The 21,861-nt window shown below is 70.5% G+C and carries 15 protein-coding genes; 8 read left to right on the top strand and 7 right to left on the bottom strand.

Annotated elements, in window-relative coordinates:
• Positions 1 to 156: 156 nt before the first annotated feature.
• Positions 157 to 1,686 carry a hypothetical protein gene (locus Pla133_RS14030; protein WP_145066266.1) on the top strand — a complete coding sequence of 510 codons (1,530 nt, stop codon included), beginning with the start codon at positions 157 to 159 and terminating at the stop codon, positions 1,684 to 1,686.
• 93 nt (positions 1,687 to 1,779) lie between these two features.
• Here the strand turns inward: Pla133_RS14030 and Pla133_RS14025 are convergent, their stop codons facing one another.
• The 4 genes from Pla133_RS14025 to Pla133_RS14010 form a co-directional block, all read right to left on the bottom strand.
• Positions 1,780 to 5,391 (bottom strand): mechanosensitive ion channel domain-containing protein, encoded by a 3,612-nt coding sequence (locus tag Pla133_RS14025; protein ID WP_145066264.1) that lies wholly within the window; start codon positions 5,389 to 5,391, stop codon positions 1,780 to 1,782.
• A 47-nt stretch (positions 5,392 to 5,438) separates the two neighbouring features.
• A complete protein-coding gene (corA, locus tag Pla133_RS14020; protein WP_145066261.1) occupies positions 5,439 to 6,551 on the bottom strand; it encodes a magnesium/cobalt transporter CorA in 1,113 nt (370 codons plus the stop codon).
• A 70-nt stretch (positions 6,552 to 6,621) separates the two neighbouring features.
• The gene (locus tag Pla133_RS14015; protein WP_145066259.1) at positions 6,622 to 7,821 is read right to left on the bottom strand and encodes an SGNH/GDSL hydrolase family protein; all 1,200 of its coding nucleotides are present in this window, start codon (positions 7,819 to 7,821) and stop codon (positions 6,622 to 6,624) included.
• A gap of 9 nt (positions 7,822 to 7,830) precedes the next feature.
• Positions 7,831 to 8,442: an IMPACT family protein gene (locus Pla133_RS14010; protein WP_145066257.1), complete on the bottom strand. Its 612-nt coding sequence runs from the start codon at positions 8,440 to 8,442 to the stop codon at positions 7,831 to 7,833.
• A gap of 373 nt (positions 8,443 to 8,815) precedes the next feature.
• On the opposite strand from Pla133_RS14010, the gene Pla133_RS14005 reads away from it, so the two are divergent.
• The 4 genes from Pla133_RS14005 to apaG are packed head-to-tail and all read left to right on the top strand — an operon-like array spanning position 8,816 to position 12,455.
• Positions 8,816 to 9,556: a glycosyltransferase family 2 protein gene (locus Pla133_RS14005; RefSeq protein WP_419191524.1), complete on the top strand. Its 741-nt coding sequence runs from the start codon at positions 8,816 to 8,818 to the stop codon at positions 9,554 to 9,556.
• A 13-nt stretch (positions 9,557 to 9,569) separates the two neighbouring features.
• Positions 9,570 to 10,307 carry a class I SAM-dependent methyltransferase gene (locus Pla133_RS14000; RefSeq protein ID WP_419191523.1) on the top strand — a complete coding sequence of 246 codons (738 nt, stop codon included), beginning with the start codon at positions 9,570 to 9,572 and terminating at the stop codon, positions 10,305 to 10,307.
• The gene (locus Pla133_RS13995) at positions 10,304 to 12,004 is read left to right on the top strand and encodes a glycosyltransferase family 39 protein (protein WP_145066250.1); all 1,701 of its coding nucleotides are present in this window, start codon (positions 10,304 to 10,306) and stop codon (positions 12,002 to 12,004) included. Before Pla133_RS14000 ends, Pla133_RS13995 begins: the two co-directional genes overlap by 4 nt.
• A gap of 34 nt (positions 12,005 to 12,038) precedes the next feature.
• Positions 12,039 to 12,455, top strand: a complete 417-nt coding sequence (gene apaG, locus Pla133_RS13990; RefSeq protein ID WP_145066248.1) for a Co2+/Mg2+ efflux protein ApaG — start codon at positions 12,039 to 12,041, stop codon at positions 12,453 to 12,455.
• A 197-nt stretch (positions 12,456 to 12,652) separates the two neighbouring features.
• Here the strand turns inward: apaG and Pla133_RS13985 are convergent, their stop codons facing one another.
• Positions 12,653 to 13,768 carry an AI-2E family transporter gene (locus Pla133_RS13985; protein WP_145066246.1) on the bottom strand — a complete coding sequence of 372 codons (1,116 nt, stop codon included), beginning with the start codon at positions 13,766 to 13,768 and terminating at the stop codon, positions 12,653 to 12,655.
• Between the two features lie 120 nt (positions 13,769 to 13,888).
• Here Pla133_RS13985 and Pla133_RS13980 point away from each other — a divergent pair, with 120 nt between their 5' ends.
• Together Pla133_RS13980 and Pla133_RS13975 are read left to right on the top strand one after the other, a co-directional pair.
• Entirely contained in the window at positions 13,889 to 14,707 is an 819-nt protein-coding gene (locus tag Pla133_RS13980; protein ID WP_145066244.1) for a DUF455 family protein, read from the top strand.
• Positions 14,680 to 15,588, top strand: a complete 909-nt coding sequence (locus Pla133_RS13975) for a hypothetical protein (RefSeq protein ID WP_145066242.1) — start codon at positions 14,680 to 14,682, stop codon at positions 15,586 to 15,588. The genes Pla133_RS13980 and Pla133_RS13975 overlap by 28 nt, the downstream gene beginning before the upstream one ends.
• Before the next feature lies 1 nt (position 15,589).
• On the opposite strand, the gene Pla133_RS13970 is transcribed toward Pla133_RS13975, so the two are convergent.
• Together Pla133_RS13970 and Pla133_RS13965 are read right to left on the bottom strand one after the other, a co-directional pair.
• A complete protein-coding gene (locus tag Pla133_RS13970) occupies positions 15,590 to 16,375 on the bottom strand; it encodes a flagellar hook assembly protein FlgD (protein ID WP_145066240.1) in 786 nt (261 codons plus the stop codon).
• A gap of 263 nt (positions 16,376 to 16,638) precedes the next feature.
• Positions 16,639 to 20,253, bottom strand: coding sequence for a PQQ-dependent sugar dehydrogenase (locus Pla133_RS13965; RefSeq protein ID WP_145066238.1), 3,615 nt, complete (start codon positions 20,251 to 20,253; stop codon positions 16,639 to 16,641).
• A 158-nt stretch (positions 20,254 to 20,411) separates the two neighbouring features.
• On the opposite strand from Pla133_RS13965, the gene cysS reads away from it, so the two are divergent.
• Entirely contained in the window at positions 20,412 to 21,857 is a 1,446-nt protein-coding gene (gene cysS / locus Pla133_RS13960; protein ID WP_145066235.1) for a cysteine--tRNA ligase, read from the top strand.
• Positions 21,858 to 21,861: the final 4 nt, after the last annotated feature.

Raw genomic sequence — 21,861 nt, 5'->3', positions numbered from 1 at the left:
CACGCAACGAGGACCGGGGTTGCAACCCGTCGTGGGCTCCGAGAGCGGGGTAACTACTTGGGTGAGCCTGCGCCTCGGGGCAGCACCCGAGCGCAGCCCCAACTCCGATCAGGCCTCAGAACGACCGACGCTCGGCCGTCCACTCGCACCATGACCATGAAACACTCGAGCTTGCACGCAACCGCGCTGGCAGCCTGCGCCCTGGCGGGCTCGGCGACCGCGCAGATCGGTCCCGCGCCGACCCTCTCCCTCAGCAAGGCCCTCTACGAGCCGGGGGACGCCCTCGTCCTGGACCTCTCGGGCACGCCCGGAGACCTCGCCTTCCTGCTGGTCAACTCGACTGCGGGCAACCCCTTCATCCCGGGGCTCGGCACACTCGGGCTGGCCCTGGACGCTGGCTTGGCAATCCTGCCGGCCGGCGCGCTGCCCCAGACCGGTCTGGTCCAGCTCACTTGCTCGATCGACTGCAACAGCCCACTGCTCGAGGTTCCCTGCCTGCTCCAGGCCGTGACGATCGACCCGGGCCAGGGTGCCTTCCGTCCCCCGAGCAACGTCGAGGTGCTGTCCTTCGCCGGCGGCGACTGCGGCGTCTGTGTCGACGGAGCCGAGGCGGACAACTTCGGCCAGAGCACCTACGACCACGCCTTGTGGCTGCCCGGCGTGGCCAAGGACTTCGTCTTCGTGGCCGGCGGTGACTTCTTCGAGCGCGCCGACGGCACTGCGATCGTGACCGGTGAAGTCGCCAGCAAGGCCAAGCCGGAGCTGCGCTTCGAGGTCGATCTGCTTCTGACCGGACGGGTGTCGCCGGGCGATGTGCTCTACCCGCCCCTGAACAGCCCCAAGCTCGAGCTCGACCCCCTGGCCTACGACTCCCAGGGCGGGCCAGTCAATCCTGCCGGCTGGCACTACTACTCCAACACGACGGGAATCCTGACCGGTCGCGGTGACCTCGAAGGTGGCGTGATTCAAGTCGACCGCATGGGCCCCGCCTTCCAGGTCGGGTACGGAGCCAGCGGGAAGAACATCCAGTACGGCGCATCGGGCTGGCTGGACATCAAGGTCCTGTCCAAGCCGACCACGGGCAAGAAGCTCGAACCCGACAGCAAGGGCGACTTCAACTTCGACATCGATCGCGACTGCGCGGCCTGCCCGGACTCGGCGGGCAACCACGCCCTGGCGATCCCGCAGATCGGTCAGGACATGGTCTTCGTCGAAGGCGGGCAGTTCGTCGAGCACGCCGACGGAACGGCGACCCTGCGAGGGGTCGTGGCGGACGTTCAGATTCCCACGCGCAAGTGGGACATCGACGTGACCTTGTCGGTCCGCGTGAACCCCGGTAGCCAGACCTACCCGCCGGCGACCAGTCCCAAGCTGGAGCTGCCCTCCGGCGCCTACCAGCAGAACGGCGGTTCGATCGACACTGACCTCTGGCACTACTACCTGGTCACCGACGGTGTGATGACGGGGCTCGGCGACAACGCCGGCGGCCTCGTCAAGTTGACTCGAATGGGCCCCGCCTTCCAGGTGGGTTTCGGAGCGAGCGGCAAGCACACGGAGTACGGCGGCTCCGGATGGTTGACCGTAGAAGTGCTGGCCCAGCCGAGCGCCGGCCCCCAGTACCCCCAGGGCAAGCTGACCGGCGACTTCAACCTGGACCTCGACACCGACTGTCCCGGCGGGGTCTGAGTGCATGGGGCGGCGCGTCCGCCCTGACTCGACAACCGCGGCGACCCGACCCTGCGAGGGGGCGGGTCGCCGCGGCTCGTTTCAGTCCTTCGTTTACGGCTTCGCGCCCGGCTCGGCCTTCTTCCCAGAGTCTGGGTCGCGTCGGCCCTCGTCCAGCACTTCCGCCGCCTCGCGCGAGACCGACCGCAGGTGCAGGTCCCGTTGGGGGAAGGCGATCTCGATCTTGGCCTTGCGAAACGACTCGTCGATCTGGGAGTGGAGCGAGTCGATCAACTGCGGCCACAGGTCGCGGTTGGCCATGAAGACGCGCAGCTCGAAGTCGAGCGTGCTGTCGCCGAAGCGCCGGAAGACGGCCCGCGGCAAGGGATCGTCGAGCACGAACTTGTTGCTCTTCGCCGCCTCGACCAGGAGCGTGCGGGCCTTGCCCACGTCGGAACCGTAGGCGATACCCACCGGCACCACCACGCGCGTGACCGGATCGGTGAGGGTCCAGTTGATCACGCTGCCGGTGATGAACTCCTTGTTCGGAACCAGGAACTCCCGGCGGTCCCAGTCCTGGATGGTCGTCGCGCGCATCCGCAGCTTGGTGATTCGTCCCTCGGTCGAGCCCACGGTGACGATGTCCCCGACCCGTACCGGACGCTCGATCAAGATGATCAGGCCCGAGACGAAGTTGGCGAAGATTTCCTGCAGTCCGAAGGCCAAGCCGAAGGTCAGCGCCGCCGCCATCCACTGGATCTTCTCCCAACCGATGCCCAACGCCGTGGAGATCGCGCTGATCCCGGCCACGACGATCAGGTACTGGACGATGGTCGTGATCGCATAGCGCGCTCCCGCATCGAGGGGTAGTCGCTGGAGCAGGGCGATCTCGAGCAGGCCTGGCAGGTTGCGGGCCCCGATGGTCGTCAAGGCGACCAACAGCAGGGCGATCATCACGTCGGCGAGGGTCAGACGTGTCGGGATTCCGCTGACCACGGATTGCGATTCGGAACCCGACGGGGCCGAGAGCGCTCCCATTCCCGGCACGGGGCTCGAGCTCAGGTCGAGCTGCGACGGGTCATCGCCGTTACCACCGCCACCGCCACCGCCACCGCCGTAGCCACTTCCATCACCGCTGCCGGTGCCCCTGCTCTTCGAGTCGCCGCCGGGCGCGACCGCGCCCAGGTTCTGCTGGGTCGGGTCGGTCAACGCGGAGAGGGCCTGCTCCTGGGCGTCGAGGATCGCTGGCCGCGGCAGCAGTTGGACGCGATCGAGTCCGCGCAACGCGGGTAGGGCGCTGGCCCAGATCAGATAGGCGCCGACCAGCGCGCTGAGCGTGATGCCGCTCCGGAAGAGCTGTCGGGTCTGGGCGTCGAGCGACGGAATGTCGATCGCGGACTCGTCGATCCCTGGGGTGGAGCCGGACTCGGTGCCAGCGTCACTGTCGTCGGAGGACTCCGCGGCGCGGGCCCGCGCACGGTCGCGGGCCTGCTCGATCGCTAGCCGGCGCCGAGCCACGAACAGCCAGCGCAGGGCCAGGACCTGGATCAGTCCAAGCCCGAGGGCGAGCGCCAGGGAGTAGCGCAGCCGCAGCTCGAACTGGGTCGCGGTGTAGTAGTAGCCGGTCAGGGCGAGGACGATCAGCACCAACGGCAGGGCCACCGCCACCAGATGCCAGACCTGCCGCGAGCGGGCGATCAGGGAGCGCACCTCCGCGTCCGCGTCCAGGGCCAGCAGTCCGTGGGTCCCGAGCACGCGGTGCAACAGCCCCGCGAGGATGCCCATCGAGACTACGAAGGCGATGCGGCCCAGGGAGTCGTTCCAGCCGTCGGCGGTCTGCGAGGAGAGGGTCAGGGCGACGAGGGCCACCGGCACGATCAGCGGGCGGAACCAGCGCAGCTCCCTGCGCACCTCCCGCATCGCTTCGCTCGACCAGCGAAAGTGGACTTCCCCCAGGCCGCGCGACTTGGCCAGCTGGCGGATGAACTCGAGCGCCATCAGGATCGAGGCGACCTCGCGCAGGCCACGGCCCAGGGCCACGGTGAACTCGTCGGCCGAGCCGCTGAAGGTCCAGCCGGCGGACCACAGCAAGAGCGGGATCGGCAGGGCCGCGAGGGTCGTCACGACCAGGGCTCGGGCGGTGGCCTGGAAGCTGTCGGTGCGATAGGACCGCACCCGCTCCGCCAGCTCGTCCAAACGTCGACGCAGGCGTCGCCGCAAGGCCGCGAGGATGAGCACCAGGCAGAACAGGAGTAGGAACGGCGACGCGCGCCCGCCCAGGTGCCCGGGGGTCATCACTTGCGTGACCAGTTCGGCGAGGCGCGCCGTCAGCTCGATGCTGTGCACCGGCGCCTCGAGCAGGGCCGGCAGCGGATTCAGGTCCGTGCTGCGGATCCAGAGGATGTTCTCGTGGATGAAGACGCGGTATTCGGCGACCACCGACTCGAGCAGGGTCTGGGCGACCTTGAGGTCATAGAGGATCGCCAGGAGTTGGTTGGCCTCGTCGACCACGCTGTCCTGCAGCTTGCGGCGGGTCTCGAACAGGTCGGCCACCAGGGTCTGCAGCTCGACATCCGTCTCGGCGGGATCGAGCTCGCGGATCAGGTTCGCCGCCGCGACGCTCGGGTCGCCCAAGGTTGCTCGCTCCTCCTCTTCGGCGAGCAGCAGCAGCTGGACCTCCGACAGGCGCTCGGCGATGTCGCGGCGCGATTGACGCAGCTCGGCCCGAGTGGGTAGGTCGGCCAGGTCGCGCTGAAGGCGGCTCCCCATGCCCTGGTCGACACCCCCGGCGTCGATCCTGCGCTTGGCCGAGCTGAAGCGCCGCGCGACCTCGGTACGGTCCGCGCGGGTCTGGTCGAGCTCCGCGAGCCGCCGCTTGATCCGCACGGGCAGGCCGTTGGTGCCCGAGCGCAGGTCGGCCAGCTCCGAGTTGCGGTTGGTGACGTCCTCCAGGCCCTCGTACTTGGCGACGGCCTCGACCTGTTGGTTCTGGGCCTCACTCGCCGCCGCCTCGGCCTCGGCGCGGCGCAGCGCTTCGACCTTGCCCTGCCAGAAATCGGCGGCGCGCTCGGCCGCGGCGGCCTGGCGGTTGGCGTCCTCGCGGCGCAACGGCGCGAGCTCGCGCGACTGGTCGATGGCCTCGCGCTCGGCCTCGACGGCGTTGACCTCCGCCTTCAGGGCTTCGATCTCGGCCGACGCTTGAACCTGTCGGGCCCGGTCGATGTCGTTGACCGGGGGCTCGATCAAGAGCTCCTGCGCAGTCGCGATCTGCTGCTGTAGCCGTGCCAGCTCGTCGGGCATGGCCGCCGTGCGCTGCTGATTCGCGCTCGCCCGACGATCGAGCTCGGCCAGGGATTCCCGCGCCGCGGCGAGCTGGGCTTGGGCCTGGGCCAGGGCCTGCTCGGACTGGCCCAGGTTCGGGTCGGCCGGCTCCTCGGTCGAGACCACCGCCGGCGGTCCGTCCAGTCGCTCGCGCAGGGCGGCGGCGCGGGAGGGCGCCTCCTGCACGTCCTGCCGATAGCGCACGGCGGACTCCCGCGCCGCGATGGCGCGTGCCAGGAATGCCTTCGCTGCCTGCAGCGCTTCCCGCTCGACCTCGGCGTCAGCGCCTTCTACTTCGGCGAGTTGCTCCAGCCGAGCGTCGATCGAAGCCGTTGAAAGGTCGATCTCCTGCGGCGCGGGCGCGCCCAAGAGGAGGGCCAGGATCAGGACGATTTGGGCGTACACGTGGGGGCCGGTGAGACGGGTCCGGTGAGACGGGTCCGGTGCGGACTCTAGGAACGTGGAGCGGATGGCTTGCCGGGCTCGCGCGCACTACCGAGCCAGCCGATGCGGAAGAAGATGGCGAGCAGGATCGCGGTCAGCGCGGCCGACACGATCCAGAAGGCCACGTAGCCGTAGCGCCACCCGAGCTCGGGCTGGTTCAGGGCCGAGCTGCGGTCGAAGTTCATCCCGTAGACCCCCGACAGGAAGGTCAGGGGGATGAAGATCGTCGCGACGATGGTCAAGGTGCGCATGACCTCGTTGGTGCGTTGGCCGACGATGGCGAGGTGCAGTTCGACCAGGCCCTTGGCGTGGTCGCGGAAGCTGTCCAGAACTTCCAGCACCTGATGGGCGTGGTCGGCGGTGTCCCGCAGGTAGGGCCGCGTCTCGTCGCTGATCGGGCTGTCGGGGTCGCGAATCAACTGGCTCAGGGCGTCCCGCAGGGGCCAGATCGAATGGTGCATCGACGTCAGGTCGCGGCGCAGCTCGTAGAGCTCGGAGACCTCGGTCCCGTCGTCTCCGCCCAGGACCCGGTCCTCCATCTCCTCCAGGCGCTCGCCGTACTTGGCCAGGACCGGGAAGTAGTTGTCGACGACCGTGTCGATCACCATGCAAGCCAAGTAGTCGCTGCCACTCGCGCGCAACTTCTGGCGGCCGGCCCGCAGTCGATCGCGCACCGGCTGGAGGCAGTCCACCGGCGCTTCCTGGAAGGTGGCGACCGTGTCCTTGTTGAGGGCGATGCCGACCTGCTCCCAGGCCAGCTCGCCCTCGTCGTCGGTCGCAATCGAGCGCACGACGATGAACAGGGAGCCCTCGTAGGGGTCGACCTTGGGCCGCTGGCCGACGTTGATCACGTCCGAGACGGCGAGGGGGTGCATGCCGAGCTGCTCCCCGATCGAGTGGATCGCGTCCACGTCGCGCAGGCCGCGCACGTCGACCCAGGCCACCCGTCCGGCCCGATCCGACAGTGCGCCGGGATCCCAGCTGCCGAACTCGCGGTCGACCAGCGACTGTTCGTTGTAGATGGCGACGGCGAAGGTCGACGGGTCGGTGTCGACGTCGCGGTCGGCGATCACACCGGGCGACGCGCCGGCGGGGGTGAACTTGCGTCGGAACAGGGGCATTGGGCGCAGCGCGCCAACAGGCTACCGGCATTGCGGCCGGGCCCGACGCTCCTCCTGGAGCTTCTGCCCGTCAGGGGCCGGTTGCTTCGGCCAGTGCCTTGGCCACCACCCGGTTGCCGGCCACGGTGTAGTGCCCGTCGGCGAGGAACAGGTTGATCCCGCTCGCCCGCGCCGCCAGCAGGGCGTCGGTCAGGTCCAGGACCTCCACGTTCCGGGCCCGCAGGTCCTCGACCAGGGTCGACCAATAGCCCTCGCTGTGGAGGTCCAAGTATTCGAGGTCGGTGGGGCCCGGGAGGATCAAGAACCGAAAGCGCGCTCCGCGGCCCTCGGCGTCGTTCTTGGAGAGCATCACGATGGCGTCCAACAGGCGGTGCGCCTCCGCGCCGCGCGGTCCCAGGTGCCGCTCGTGGGCTCGACCGACGTTCTCCCAGGCCGTCAGGATCAAGCGTCCCGCCGCTGTCCAGTGCAGCGGGTGCGACCCCGCCGGAAGCCAGGCCGGCCTCGCCCGCGCAATCCAACGGTCGCCCTCCTCGGTGCGCTCCAGGAACAGCTCCTGGTCCTCGCACAGGGCCACGACGTCTTCGAGCGACCGGGCCGGGTTGGGCAGGGTGCGCAGGGTCCCGTCACCCGCGAGCACGAAGCGCGGCTTGAAGGCCAGGGCCGAGCTCCAGTGGCGCACGATCGGCCGGAAGCGCGTCGTCACCCGGAGACAGGCCGCCGGCAGCAGCCCCAGCCAGACCTCGTCCGGCGCCAGGTCAGCGGCCGTGGCGAGCTGGCGCAGGCAGGCCTGGTCTAGTCCGTAGCCGCCGACCCCGAGGTTCAGCATCTCGAACCTCGGCTCCAGGGCCTCGAGCGCCGCTGGCCAGGCATCGGCCCCGCCGACACCGTCGCCGTGGGTGAAGGAGCAGCCGTAGGCCGCCACTCGCGTGCGCGCAGGGTCCTTCTCCCGCGCCGTCGGCACCCCGTCGTCGCGGCAGCCGGCCCAGTCGTAGCCGTCGATGCCCAGGGACATCTCCGGGCGCGGCGCCCAGCCCAGGTCGCGGTCGAAGCCGATCGGAACGACATCCTCGACGCTGCCGTCCAAGAGGCCCTTGGCCCGTTCGAGGGCTTCGACCTGGGCGCCGTGGAAGAGGGGCGGGTCGTAGGGGGCCACCCGCCGACCGCGGAAGGTCCCGGTGGACAGGAGGGTCACGCGGACGAGCTGGTCGGCCCCGAGGGCGAGGATCAGGACGACCCCGAGGGCGGTCAATCGGCGGCGAAGGCGCGGCATCGGCGCAGTCTATTCCAGCGGGGCGATCCGCACGCGGCCCGCGCTCGCATCGCGCAGCTGTGCCCGCAGGTCCGCCTCCGCATCGATCGGAACGCTCAGCTCCGCGGCCACCTCGGCTCCGTACTCCGAGCGCAGCGCGATTGCCCCGTTGCGGGCCAGGGCGCCCTCCACGGCGCCAGAGACCTCGTAGGGGTAGCGGATCGACAGGCGACGCAGGACCGCACGTTCGACGACCCGCGCCCGATCGAGCGCCCGGCCCGCGGCCCCGCCGTAGGCGCGGATCAGGCCGCCCACGCCCAACTTGACCCCGCCGAAGTAGCGCGTCACCACGACCACCAGGCCACACAGGTCGTGGCCCTCGATCTGGCGCAGGATCGGGGCGCCGGCGGAGTTGCCCGGCTCGCCGTCGTCGTTGCTGCGCACCTCGCGCCCCTCGGGATCCAGGCGCCAGGCCCAGCAGTGGTGGCGGGCGTCACTCCGGACCGCGCGCACCCCCTCGATCGCCTCGAGCGCTCGGTCGGGCTCGGCGGCTGGGATCACGTCCGCGATGAAGCGCGAGCCCTTGATCGGATCGTCCTCGAAGTGCGAGGCCGCGACCACGGTCCGGAATCGAGTTGCCACCGCGAGAGCATGCGCATGGGGGCCGGGCGGCGCACGCCCCTGGCCGCCCGAAAGGCGACCGGGGGCGCGGGATCGGCCAGGATTCCGCGCTAAGCTTCGGCCCCGGCAACGCACGACCGGGCACCTGATGTCCGCAGCCGAGTCCAGCCCTCCCGATCACCAGCACGGCGCCCAGCGTGTGCCCGCCGGACCGCATTCCGCCGGGCCGCACTCCGCCGGGCCGCACTCCGCCGGGCCGCACTCCGCCGGACCGCATTCCGCCGGGCCGCACTCCGCCGGGCCGCACTCCGCCGGGCCGCACTCCGCCGGGCCGCACTCCGCCGGGCCGCACTCCGCCGGGCCGCCGTCCTCCGACCTGCGGGACGCGCCGCACGTGCCGATCCCCGGCGCGGGCGATCGCGTGACCGTGGGCACCACCGTGGTGCTGCCCGCCTACAACGAGCAGGAGTGCCTGGCCGAGGCCGTCGAGCGCACCGCCGCCTACCTGACCGAGTGCTTCGACGTCTGGGAGATCGTGGTCGTCGACGACGGCTCCAAGGACAACACCGGGGCCATCGCCGACGGCCTCGCCAGCCGGCATCCGCGCGTGCGGGTGATCCACCATCCGACCAACCTCGGCTACGGCGCGGCCCTGGCCAACGGCTTCGCGGCCGCCGAGTGTGACCTGGTGTTCTACACCGACTCCGACCTGCAGTTCGACGTGCGCGAGCTGGGCGGGGTGATCGCGCAGATGCTCGAAGCCGGCGCCGACGCGGTCTTCGGCTTCCGCGTCTACCGCTACGACTCGGTCCTGCGGTGCCTCTTGTCGTGGACCTACAACCGCCTGGTGCGGGTGCTCTTCGGCGTGCGCGTGCGCGACGTCGACTGCGCTTTCAAGGTCTTCCGCAGGCCGGTGGTCCAGGCCATGGCCCTTGAGAGCACCGACTTCTTCATCGACACCGAGATGGTGGCCCAGACCGCGCGTCTGGGCTATCGCTCGATCGAAGTCGGCGTGCGCCACTACCCGCGGCTGGCCGGTCGCACCACCGTGCAGGCCAGCGACATCCCGCGCACCCTGCGCACCGTGGCGCGCATGTGGTGGCGCATCCGCCGCCTGGACCGCAAGGGACGCTGAAGGGCCCACGACCTTGGAAGCAGTCGTTCACCAGGAGCACGACGATCCGGACCACTGGTGGTTCCGGGCCCGCCGCGCGATCTTCGACGACGTCCTCGACGGGCGCGTGCCCCTGGGGCCCAATGCACGCATTCTCGACGTCGGGCCGGGATCGGGCGTCAACCTGCCGGTCCTGGCGCCGCGGGGGCGAGTCGTGACCCTGGATGTGGCCGCCGGGTCCCTGCAGAACTGCGCCGCGAAGGGGGCCACGCCTGTGCGCGGCGATGCCACGGCCGCGCCCTTCGCCGACGGCTCCTTCCAGTTGATCGCGGCCCTCGACGTGCTCGAACACCTGGAAGCGGAGACCGCGGCGCTGTCCGAATGGCGCCGGCTGCTGGCGGACGACGGCAAGCTGCTGCTCAGCGTCCCGGCGCTCCAGTTGTTGTGGGGGCGGCAGGACGTGCTGGCCATGCACCACCGCCGTTACGGGCGCCGCGAGCTGGCGCAGAAACTGCGTGCGGCCGGCTTCGAGCTCGAGCGCCTGACGTACTTCAACTCACTGCTCTTCGCGCCGATCCTGGCCCTGCGCCTGGCCATGCGCCCGCTGCTCGATCGGGCCCACTCCGGCGGCTCGGACCTGGGCTTGCGACTGCCGCGGCCCCTCGAGCAGCTGCTCTACCACACCTTCGCCGTGGAGCGGCACTGGGTCGTCGACCGCAACTTGCCCCTGGGCGTCTCGTTGCTCGCCCTGGCTCGACCCGTGGTGCGTTGAAGCGGCTCGGCCTGTGGCTGGCGGTGCTCGTGCACGTGGTTCTGGCTGGGACCTATGCCCACGTCACGCCGGTCTTCGAAGCACCGGACGAGAACGGACACCTGGGCTACGTGTGGCAGTTGATCCAGCACGGTGAGCCGCCGGTGGTCAAGGGCTCCGGCGAGCTGGCCGGCGTCCCCGCCTGGCGCCAGGGGGACCTGGGCCACCATCCGGCGCTGTACTACCGCATCCTGGCCCTCGGACTGCGCATCCAGGGGCTCGCCGATCTGACGCCCACTCCGCGGTCGGTCGAGCTGGCGCAGCGCGTGTCGGGTCGACACTTCGAGCACGGTTGGGACGAGGTCGGCGCGCGGTCGCGTGAAGTGCGCGGGTTCCACCGCCTGCGCCTGTTCTCCGTGTTGTGCGGCGCGGTCAGCCTGGTGCTGATCCGTCGTCTCGTGGCGCGCGCCCTGCCCCGGGCGCCTGGCGCGGTGGACCTGAGCGTGCTGCTCCTCGCCCTGTTGCCGGGCTGGTCGATCGCCCACTCGGTGCTCGACAACGGCGCCTTGGCGGTGACCATGATCCTGGGCTGCCTGACGCTGCTCGTGCGCGCCGTCGACTCGAACCGGCTCACCCCGCTCTCGGGGCTGGCGGCGGGGGCCCTGGGCGGACTCGCCCTGGCGACGAAGCTCACGGCCGTGGGCGTGGTGCCGCTCTTCGGTCTCGCGCTGGCTTGGATCTGGTGGCGCGCGCCCCAGCGGCGGCGCGAGACGACGGTCGCGGGAGCCCTCGGTCTGGCCCTGCTCGTGGCCCTCTGGTTGCCCTGGATCCTGCGCAACCTCGAGCTCTACGGCGAACCCCTGGCGACCGCCGTGCACGAGCGCGCCTTCGCGAGCAACATGGTCCCCGACGAGGCGCGCCTGACCCAGCTCACCTACGCCCTGCCGGTGCTGGTCTTTCGGTCCGCGGTGGGGGTGGTCGGCTGGAATGCGGCTTCCCAGCCGGCTTGGATCGAGTGGCTGTTCGGGGGCACAGCGCTGCTGGCCTTGGCGGGCTTGGCCCTGGGGCGGGGGCGCATCGGCCTGAAGTCTGGGCCCACCCTGTTGCTGGGTGCTTCGGGCTTGGTGGCCATGGCCCTCTTGTTGCGCTTCAACCTCGTCTTTCACCAGCCCCAGGCACGCTATGCCTTGGCTGGCAGCGCCGGCTTCGCGCTGTTTGCGGCGGCAGGATTCGCGGCCCTGGGTCAGCGTGTCCCATCCCTCGCACGGCCCCTGGCCCTGGCCCTGGTCGCTGCCTGGAGCGCCGCAGCCCTCGGCGGTCTGGCGCGCGCCAAGGCGCTGTTCCAGATCGACCCAACGGGCACGGACCCTGCCCAGGCGATCCTCGTGGCCGATCTGTTCACCCCCTCCAGCGCCGAGCCGGCGGGGGAGTTGGCGCGGATCGGGGGCGACGATCCGCCGGTGCTCACCTGGCCCGCGAGCTTCGGCCGGGCGTCGATCCACCTGTGGTGCGTCGATGGGCCGCGGGTGGGCGGCAGCTTCGAACACCTCGGGTTGGCCTTCGAAAACGGCCGTGCGACCCTTCCCGCGGCGGTCTGGGCGTCGCTCCCCGCGGGGGCGCAGGTCAAGATCAAGGTGCGCCAACTCGCGGACCGACGAACAGGTCAGGACGTGGCCGACCGTGCGGAGAGCTCGGTGCTGGTCGTGCGACGGCCCTGACCGCTCGCTATCCTGGCCCTCGCAGAGCGAGATCATGAACGAATCAGGCCATTCAGACACGACCACCGACGGCATCCGCGTGCGCGTGGCGGCCCAGTACATCGAGGCCCAGTCGGACCCCGAGCGAAACCACTGGGTCTACGCCTATCGCGTCGTGATCAGCAACGAGGGTGATGTGCCCGCCAAGTTGATCTCGCGCCACTGGATCATCCGAGACGCGAACAACGACGTCGAAGAGGTGCGCGGCGCCGGGGTGGTCGGCGAGAACCCGGACCTCGCGCCCGGCGAGCAGTTCGAGTACATGAGCGGCTGCCCGCTCGCGACCGAGTGGGGCACGATGGAGGGGCGCTACACGATGCAGCGTCCGGGGGGCGAAGAATTCGACGCGGTGGTCGGACGCTTCTTCCTCGCGCCGAACACGGCACCCATCGCGGCCATGGACGAGGACTGATTCGAAACGGGGTCGTTCGCTCGACGAACGCCGGCTAGTGTGCTGGTTCAGGAATTCGGCGTCACTGCCCGGAGGTCCGATCGATGCTGGCTAGGCGCGCCGACGACGCGTATCCGCTGCGATACTCGGAGGAGGCGCTGGCGACGCCAGCGGCGATCGGAGCCCGGGAAGTGACGCCGAATTCCTGATCCAGGACACTAGGCCGCCTGTCGCAGCCGGCGCGAGCCCTTTGGTGGCCCGCTAGACAGCAGCACCGCCACGGGTCTGGTGACCTCGTTGCTGGCGAGCACGATCTGCATCGTCGCGGTCATGGGCACTGCCAGGAAGGCGCCGACGACGCCCCATAGCGCTCCCCAGATCACGACCGAGACGATGATTACGAGGGGTGACAGGTCGAGCTCGCGACCCAGGATGCGTGGCTCGATGATCGAGCCCAGCACGATGTTCACGGCGAAGTAGACCGCCGCCACGATCATCGCCGTCTCCCAACTCGACTTGACCGCCAGGGCGGTCACGGTCGGCATGGTGCCGGCCGCGAGGCTGCCGAAGTAGGGGATGAAGTTCAGGAAGAACGTCAGCACACCCCACAGGAGGGCATAGGGCACCTGCAGGGCCACCAGGGCCACGTAACACAGGGCGCCGGTGGCGATCGAGATCAGCGTCTTGATGCCCAGGAACTGCTGGATGCCGCGTCCGATGGTGTCGAGGATCGTGGCCGCGGCGTGTCGGTTGTCGCCGGCCACGGAGAGGATCTTGCGTCTGAAGACGGCCTGCTCCGCGAAGATGAAGAGCATGTAGATCACGACCAGCAGGATCGTGCGCATGATCCCCAGGCCGCTGCCTACGAGCTGGGCCGAGAGTTCACCGGCGTCGAGCTCGTTCAGCTGGGCCTTGAGGTAGTCCTGGACCTCGGCCGGCATCGTCGAGCGCTCGATGCGTGTCTCCAGGTCCTTCACGACCGCGGTCCAGCCGCCGAAGCTGCGGTTGACCGCGTCCTCGGATTCGGTCAGTCCGCCCACGGCCTCGATCTGCGCCCGCTCGGTCTGGCCCAGGAACTCGGCCACGTTGCCCTGCACGATCAGCGCTACCCGCGCCAGACCGAAGCCGATCAGCACGGCCATGGTCAGCACCGAGACGAAGGGCGGGATGCGGAAGCGCGCCAGACCGCGCACGACGGGCGAGAGCATGCTCGCCAGGAGCAGTGCGATGACCAGGGGCTGGATGATCCCGGCGCCCACCTTGAGCAGCCAGCCCAGGAGGACGATCGAGGGAATCGCCAGGAGCGCGATCGTGGCACGGTTGAGCGGCTGCATGGGCCCGGCGGATTCTACGCAGGTGCGGCGGAGGTTTCTCCAGACCTTCCCGGCGGACCTGCATCGGACGGGGCGCGGAGGACGTCGAGCGTGCACAATCGCCGCGTGAGGTCGATCGCCATGGACCCCGGAGACGGAGCGCCGCGTGCCGGCAGCTTGGAGCGCTGGTGCCAGGATCTCGTGCTCGAGCCTGAGCTCGAACGCAAGCTGGCCTTCGCCAGGCCGCCTCGCGTCGGCGAGGTCGACCCGCCCGAGCGCCGTCTGGCGGGCCCGGGACGACCGGGCCCGGGGCCGGAAGATCGCGGCGCCCGGCGCTCGGTGCGACCGGGGAGCCTGGCCGACCCGCGCGCTCGCGCGCGGCTGCTGCACACCTTCCTGCACCACGAGATCCAGGCCGCGGAGCTGATGGCCTGGGCGGTGCTGGCCTTTCCGACTTCGCCGCCGCGCTTCCGGCGCGGCTTGGCCGCAATCGCCTTCGAGGAGCTGGGACACGCCCGATTGCTCGCGGCGCAGATCGAGCGGCTGGGCGCACGCATCGGCGAGTTTCCCCTGCGCGATTGGTTCTGGGAGCGGGTCCCGAGCTGCGCCACCCCGGCCCAGTTCGTGTCCCTGATGGGGGTCGGCCTGGAGGGCGCGAACCTGGACCACGCCGAGGCCTGGGCCCAGCGCCTGCGGTCGGTCGGGGACGAGGCCTCGGCCCAGGTCCAAGAGCGCATCGGTCGCGACGAGATCGCCCACGTGCGCTTCGCGGCGCGCTGGCTCGAGCGCTTCGAGGGCGCCGCGGACTTCGAGACCTGGCGCGGCCAGCTCCCCGCTCCGCTCACGCCCGCGGTCCTGCGCGGCAAGCGCCTGGCCCTGGCCGCGCGCTCGGCAGCCGGCCTCGACCGCAATTTCTCGCAAGCGCTGGATCAGTGGATCGACGTCGCCCCCTGCTCCTGAACCTCGACGCGGAACTCGAGCTGGCGCGGCCCCGGTCCTATCGGCCCTCGGCCGCAGTCACCGAGCGGGTCCGAGTCGAGGCAGCGCACTTGGCGGCGATCCTGCCGGCCACGCTCCTGCCCCTGATCCCCGGCGCCGAGCCACCGCGGCTCGAAGGGCTGGGCGAGGCCAGTGCCTGGTGCCCGACGCCGTCGGCCCTGGCGAGCCTCGCGGCCCTGGGGTTCGAGCCGCCCGCGGCTCCGTCCATGGCGATCCTGCGGCGCGCCAACTCGCGCTCGTTCCTCTCGCGCATCGAGACGCAGGGCGAACCGCTGCCCGAATCGACCTGGGCCAGCTCACCCTCCGCGGTCCACGCCCACCTGCGCGCCCATCCGCACGTCGCGCAGTGGCTCGCCAAGCGCGAGTTCGGCGGTGCGGGCCGCGGCCGGCGTCGCTTGCGCCAAGCCCTCGCCGCGACGGACCTGCGCTGGATCGAGGGCGCCTTCGTGCGCGGCCAGGGAGATGACCTGCGACGCCAACTGCGGATCGAGCCCCAGGTCGAGGTGGCCCTGGAGTGGACGCGTCACGGTCTCCTGCGGCCGAGTGGAGAATTGCGTCTGGGCGAGCCCTGTGTGCAAGTCAGCGATCCGCGTGGGGCCTGGAGCCACACCCGACTGGCCCGACCGGGCGAGCTCGAGCCGGACGAGCTCGCAGCCCTCGACGCCGCTCTACGCGCGGCCGCGGCGGCCCTGGTGGACCTGGGCTACTTCGGGCCCCTGGGCGTCGACGGCTTCCGCTGGATCGACACGGACGGCTGTCGGCGAGTGCGGGCCGTGGGCGAGCTCCATGCGCGCTACACCACCGGCTGGTGGCTCGGCACGGCGTCCTGGCGCGACCAGTGAGTCAAGGCAGGACCTTCATGGTGTGCGCAGGCGAGACCCGCCGCACCACGCACGGCGCCTGGAAGTCGAGGACCAGGAAGGCGGTCGAGAACTGAACTCCCGCCAAGCTCGGAACGTCGGGCAGGTCGAGCCTGGGGCCCATGGACATGCCGTTGCCGTCGAGGTTGCCCTGGGACCCGAGCAGCAGCGAGTTCGGCACCAGCGTCGCCTGCAGAAGGGGATCCAAGGTCAGCGGCAGGGTGCCGCCGCAGGTGGCGATCCCGGGCGACTGACCCAGGGCCGCGAGCAACCAGAAGGGGCGGCCGGGGTCCAGGGGCGAGCAGAGCACGAAGGGTCGGTTCTCGCCGGTGAAGGTCTGGGTCACCGTCGCGGTGCCGCGCAGCACGAGCCCGGCGTCGGTGCCGCCCAGGGTCACCGGGTGCAGCTCGGTCGCGCCGGACTCGAAGCTCGCCTCGACCCAATAGTCACCGGGCGGAACCGGCGAGCCCGACTGATCCACCTGGTTCCACTCGAACGGCAGCCAGCCGTAGGGCCCCAGGTCGAACAGGATCGGCGAGCAGGTGGGGTCGAAGACCAGACCGCCCTGGGCGTCGAGCACGCGGTAGGAGCAGTTGAAGACGCCCGCGATGCCGGGCCGGTCGTTGGAGAAGGTGATCTGGACCGGACAGCCGAGGGGAGCGGGGTCGGGGCCCACGGTGACGTTGACCGCGAAGGGTGTCTGGGCGGCGCCGAGGCCCACCAAGGGCCCCAACAGGAGGGCGAGCGGTGTCAGGTCGTGGATCTTCATGGAGCTTGCTAGTCGGTCTCGGGTGGTCGGTTCGCCGATCGATGCGGAAGGCGGCGGTCGGTCTTCCCAATACGAGTGCGTATTTGCCGATGCAGCCCTCCGCTCGACCCCCCGCAGCGCGACCCGGCCGGCTCCGCAGCCCCGGAACCGGACCCGCTCGCGCGGTCACGCGTTTGCCCCTGGCAGTCGTGGGCGCGGTGGGCCTGATCGTCGCGATCGGGCTCGCGGCGCACTACCTGGCGTCGGTTCCGTCGGCGCCCGCGCTACTCGCAGATGGACATCTCGAGCCCGTGGCTCCAGCGCAATCCGCCGGGGATCAACAGCGACTTGACGGCGGACTGCAGGAACAGCGTGGCGCCACTGAGCGCGACGTCACTCGGTAGCGCGTAGATCCAATCCAGCTCGCCGTCGGGGTCGGTCAGGAACGGGCTGACGAAGGACACCGTGGGGTCGACCAACAGGAAGAAGGGGCCGATCGGCACGCTCAAGGGGGCGATGGCAACCATCAGGCCACCCGGCATGCCAGGGTCCGCGCCGCTCAGAGTGATCAGGCCCGGGTAGCCCAGGAGCGGCGGCGTGGCCGAGTCGAGGACCAGCGTGTTCCAGGTGAACTCGGTGCCGTAGGTCGTGAAGCCGCACTTGCCCGCGTCCCACCAGGGGCCGAGGGCCTCGAGTTCGCCGACCGAGAGGAAGCCGCCACTGCCGCCCGGTTGGCCGGCAACGCGTACCTCGCGCACGAGCAGCGGCGGGAAGTCGACGCTCCAGGACTCGTAGCTCGGTGTTCCCGGCCCCGCCCCGCGGTAGGGCGGATCGATCGTCATGCCTGGCACCGCAGTCCAAGGCGCCGCGGCGTCCAGTCGAGTCTCGACCACCAACGTGTCGAGCCAGCCACCCGTCGGCTGCTCGAGTCCCTCTTGGAACACGACCCGTTCGAGGGTCCGCGGGGGATCGAAGGCGTAGCCGATCCAGTCGAGCGGTCCCTGGTCGCCGTTGTGCGACGTGTCGAACTGGGCGTGAAGGCTCGTGCTGCCGGACACGGGGAGGGTCCCGTTGCGGATCGTCTCCGGATTCGGGTTGCCCGAACCGAGGGGCAGGGGCGGGCTCAGGGCGTCCAGGGACGAGATGATCGTGCCCGCTTGCGCCAGGTTCAGGTGTTGGGGCAGGGCCGCCTCGGGCGACAGCAACTGCGCGTGCAGCTCGCTGCAACTCACGAAGCCGAGGGATCCGCCGGGCTTGCCGCGCAGACGAATCGCCTCACCCCAAGTGGGCGTGAAGTGAAAGACGTACTGCTCGAAGCCTGGCCCGGGATCGGTGCCACCCGGATAGGGCGGCTCGCAGGACAGGTCCTGGACCGGGACCCACTCGGTCCCGACGCGCACCTCGACGGCTGGGTCCTCGAACCAGCCGCCGGCGGCGCTGTGGGCTCCCTCGCGGAAGGTCAGGCTGACGAAGCGCGACTGCGACACTGGCGCGGCAGCCAGCGAGACGCCGATCCAATCGTCGTCGCCCTGGTCGCCGTTGTGCTCGGTGTCGAACTGCAACTCCAGCTCGGTGCTCCCGACCGCCGGGGAGACGCCGTCACGAATGACCTCGACATCGGCGTTGCCCAGGCCGAGGGGCTGTGGGGGCGTGAGCTCGTCCACGCGACTGATCGGAACTCCGGTGCCGACCGGGTCGAGGGCTTGGCCGGCCGGAATCGACCACACGTCGGCGCTGGCGCTGGCGCCGGACCCGGTCGTTCCCGTCAGCACGACGCGGTAGTAGTAGAGGTCGCCGTCGGCCGCGTGGGGCACGATGGCGTAGCTCGTGCTGGTCGAGCTGGGATCGACTTGACTGTCGGTCCAGAAGGCCGGGTGGACGTGGTCGTCGTGGTAGAGGTCGATGCGCCAGTCGAAGGTCAGGTCGCCGCCCGAGGGGTCCTGGCCACCGCCGACCAGGGCCAGGGCGGTGTCGCCCGAGGGCGCACTGCCGACCGCCGGAGAGCTGATCCAGACCACCGGCGCGGAACTGCCGGCAACGATCGAGACCTGTGCCTTGGAAACCAAGCCCCCGTCGTCCGAGACTTCCACCGAGGCCAGGTAGAAGCCGTCGGAGGTGAACTGGTGCGCGATGGTCGGGCCCGACTGCACGACCTTCGGCGAGCCGTCGCCGAAGTCGAACTCGAAGCTCAGCGGGTCGCCCTCGGGGTCGCTCGAGGCTGAGGCATCGAAGACGACATCGAGGGGGCTGTCGCCGCTGTTGACGTCGGCCGCGAGCGAGGCGACCGGACTCAGGTTGGCGCCGTAGCGCAGGCGCAGCACGCGGCCCTGGAAGGGCGCCAAGCCCAGCTCGAGCAGCAGCACCTCGCCGGTCAATGGGTCGTGGCGCAGGTCCACCACGTTGCCCAGCCCGGCGCCGAAGTCGCGCACCAGCGACAGGTTCCCGGCCGCGTCGAAGCGCGCCGAGCGCAGCCAGTCGGCGCCGTAGTCGCTGAAGAAGAGCTCGCCCTGGTACTGGCTCGGGTAGTCGGGACCGACATAGAAGTCGCCCAGGATCACGCAGGCGCCGATGAAGCCACCGCCTGGGTTGCCGGCCTGGTCCAGGTGCACGCCGTCGGGCTGCAAGCTCGCAAGGGATGAATGGCTCCAGGTCAAGGCCGGCGCGACCACCGGACCGGGCGCGGGGCTGTTCGAGTCGGGCAGGCCCAGTGGGTTCTGCCCTGGGCGCACGAACACGTCGTAGGGGCTGTTGCTCGCCGTGCCCTCGAACACTGGCCAACCGAAGTCGACCCCGGCCTGGACCACGACGTTCAGCTCTTCGAAGTCCGTGTGACCGACGTCGCCGATGAAGACCTGTCCGACGTCACCGTCGGCGGGATCGCTCGAACCGGTTCCCGGGCGCAGGGTGAAGCGATAGGGGTTGCGCAGACCGCTGGCGTAGACCCGCGACGGGTTGCTCGCGGGGTTCCCGTTCCAGTGGGGATTGGAGGGCAACCCGTAGCCGGTTTCCGGGTCGAGGCGCAGCAACTTGCCCGCCAGCGAGCGCGGATCGCGCGCGCGGAAGGCGCCCGAGTCCTGCTCCAGCGGGAGTTGCCCGCGCAGTCCCGTGACCGGGTGCACGAAGTCGTCGAAACCCTCGGGATCGTTGGAGCCGAAGTCATCGAAGTTCCAGTGGGCGCCGTCCCCCTGTGAGAGCAGGAGGGTGCCGTCGGGCGCGAACCGCAGGGCGCCGCTCGAGTGCGAATCGTGCAAGCTCGCGAGGGCATCGGGAGCGCTGCCATCGGGCAGGCGCAGGCCGAGCAGCACCTGCCGCGAGGCCGGGTCGAACGCCAGGCGCTCGTCCGGACCGGTGATCACCCGATAGCGGGTGAGCATGCCGTGGGAGTAGTGACCGTCCTCGTCGTGGCCGATCTCCTCGCCAAAGACGCCCGACGCCGTGTAGGACAGGTAGGCCCACGAGGTCGCGCCGCCGTCGGGGACCCAGTCCGGATGGACGGCGAGTCCTAGGAGACCGCGGTCGCCGACGGAGAGGACCTCGAGACTCAGGTCGATCAGGGTCGTGTCCTGGAGGGTGCCGTTGCGGTAGGCGTAGACCAGGCCACTCTTGCTGGCGATGAGCAGGGTTCCGTCGTCGGCGGTGGCCAGGGCGGTGGGGTAGTCGAGGCCGGTCACCACCGCGGTGAGCTCGAAGTGCGCCGGGAGGCTGGCCTGGAGCGCGTGGTCGCCGCCGTCGGCCGACAGAAGCGGGGGTGAGATCGGCGCCGGCGTCGGGCTGGCCGTGGGACGGGGCACGCTCGGGCTGGCGGAACCGGAGTTCGGGACGGCGAGGCTCGCCATGACCACGAAGACCGCTGCGAGCGGTCCCTGGGGGCGGAGTCGATCGAGGCGCTGGCGATGCACGGGACTCGAAGGGTACCGCGTCCAACGTCCGCCGGGACCGGGGCCCGGTTCCGGGCCGGCCCAGCTTCCCGGGGCGGGGCTCGAATAGGCCGCGTCCGGGGCTCGGGAGGGGCCGGACCGCGGACTACACTCCTCGCCCACCGCACCGGCGGCCCACAATGTCGATACAGATCCACAACACGCTCACGCGCGCCAGCCAGACCCTCAAGACCCTCGAGCCCGGCGAGGTGCGCCTCTACGTCTGTGGCCCGACGGTCTACGACGACAGTCACATCGGTCACCTGATGGGGCCGGTGCTGTTCGACGCCATGGCGCGCTGGCTGATCGCGCGGGGCTACCGCGTGCGCTTCGTGGTCAACATCACGGACATCGACGACAAGATCATCCGCCGCGCCGCGCAGACGGGGGAGCCCTGGGACTCGATCGCCTCGCGCTACACCGAGCAGTACTTCGAGCACCTGCGCGCCCTGGGGGTGGCGACGATCACCGACCATCCCCGCTGCACGGACTTCGTGCCCCAGATGGTCCGTTTCATCGAGGACCTGATCGCCCAGGGCCGCGCCTACGCCGCTGCCGATGGCGTGTACTTCGACGTGGGCCAGCAGGAGGGTTACGGCAAGCTTTCCGGTCGCCACCTGGACGACATGCAGTCGGGCGAGCGGGTCGAACGCCCGGGCGACCTGCGCCACCCGGCCGACTTCGCGCTGTGGAAGCTGGCCAAGCCCGGTGAGCCCTCGTGGGAGAGTCCCTGGGGCGCCGGTCGACCCGGCTGGCACCTGGAGTGCTCGGTCATGTCGTCGGAGCTGCTCGGGCCGGTGTTCGACATCCACGGCGGCGGTGACGATCTCAAGTTCCCGCACCACGAGAACGAGATCGCTCAGAGCGAGGCCCACGGCGACGCCTACGCGCAACTGTGGATGCACCACGGGCTGGTGCAGTTCGGCGGGCGCAAGGTGGCCAAGAGCGACCCGCGCATGGCGGAACCCGAGTTCGCGCGGCAGTTCAACGCGACCTGGCTGCGCGAGACCTACGGTGCGCCGACCCTGCGCTTCTTCCTCCTGCGCGGGCACTACCGCCGGCCGATCGACTTCGAGCCCACAAGCGTCGAGGGCGCGCGGACCGGCCTGCAGCGCCTGCTCGCGGACCTCGGACCGCTGCTGGACGAGCCGGTGGCGGCCGCCGACCTCGATGAACTCATCGGACGTGACGCGCCCGCCTCGGTGGCTGCCCACCGCGATGCCTTCGTGCGCGCCATGGACAACGACTTCGGCACCGGCGAGGCCGTCGGAGCGCTGTTCTCGATCGCCAAGGAAGCGCGCGCCCTGGGTGGCGACGAGGCCCTCGCCGCCAAGCGCCTGCTGCGGGACCTGGGCCGCTTGCTGGGACTGTTCCAGCCCGGTGACCTGGAGCTCGTGCAGGGCGCCGGGAAGGCGGAGGTGGACGACGCACTCGTCGGTGGCCTGGTGGAGCTTCTGATCGAGCTGCGCGGCGAGGCCCGGGAGCGCCGCGACTTCGCCACTTCGGACCGCGTCCGCGACCGCCTGGCGGAGCTGGGGATCGAGCTCAAGGACGGCGCGGACGGGACCACCTGGGACCTGGCCTGAGGAC

The sequence above is a fragment of the Engelhardtia mirabilis genome (assembly GCF_007748095.1).
GTDB lineage: Bacteria > Planctomycetota > UBA1135 > UBA1135.
The sequence above is the reverse complement of the archived record's forward strand: the minus strand, read 5'-3'. Positions and strand labels throughout refer to the sequence as shown.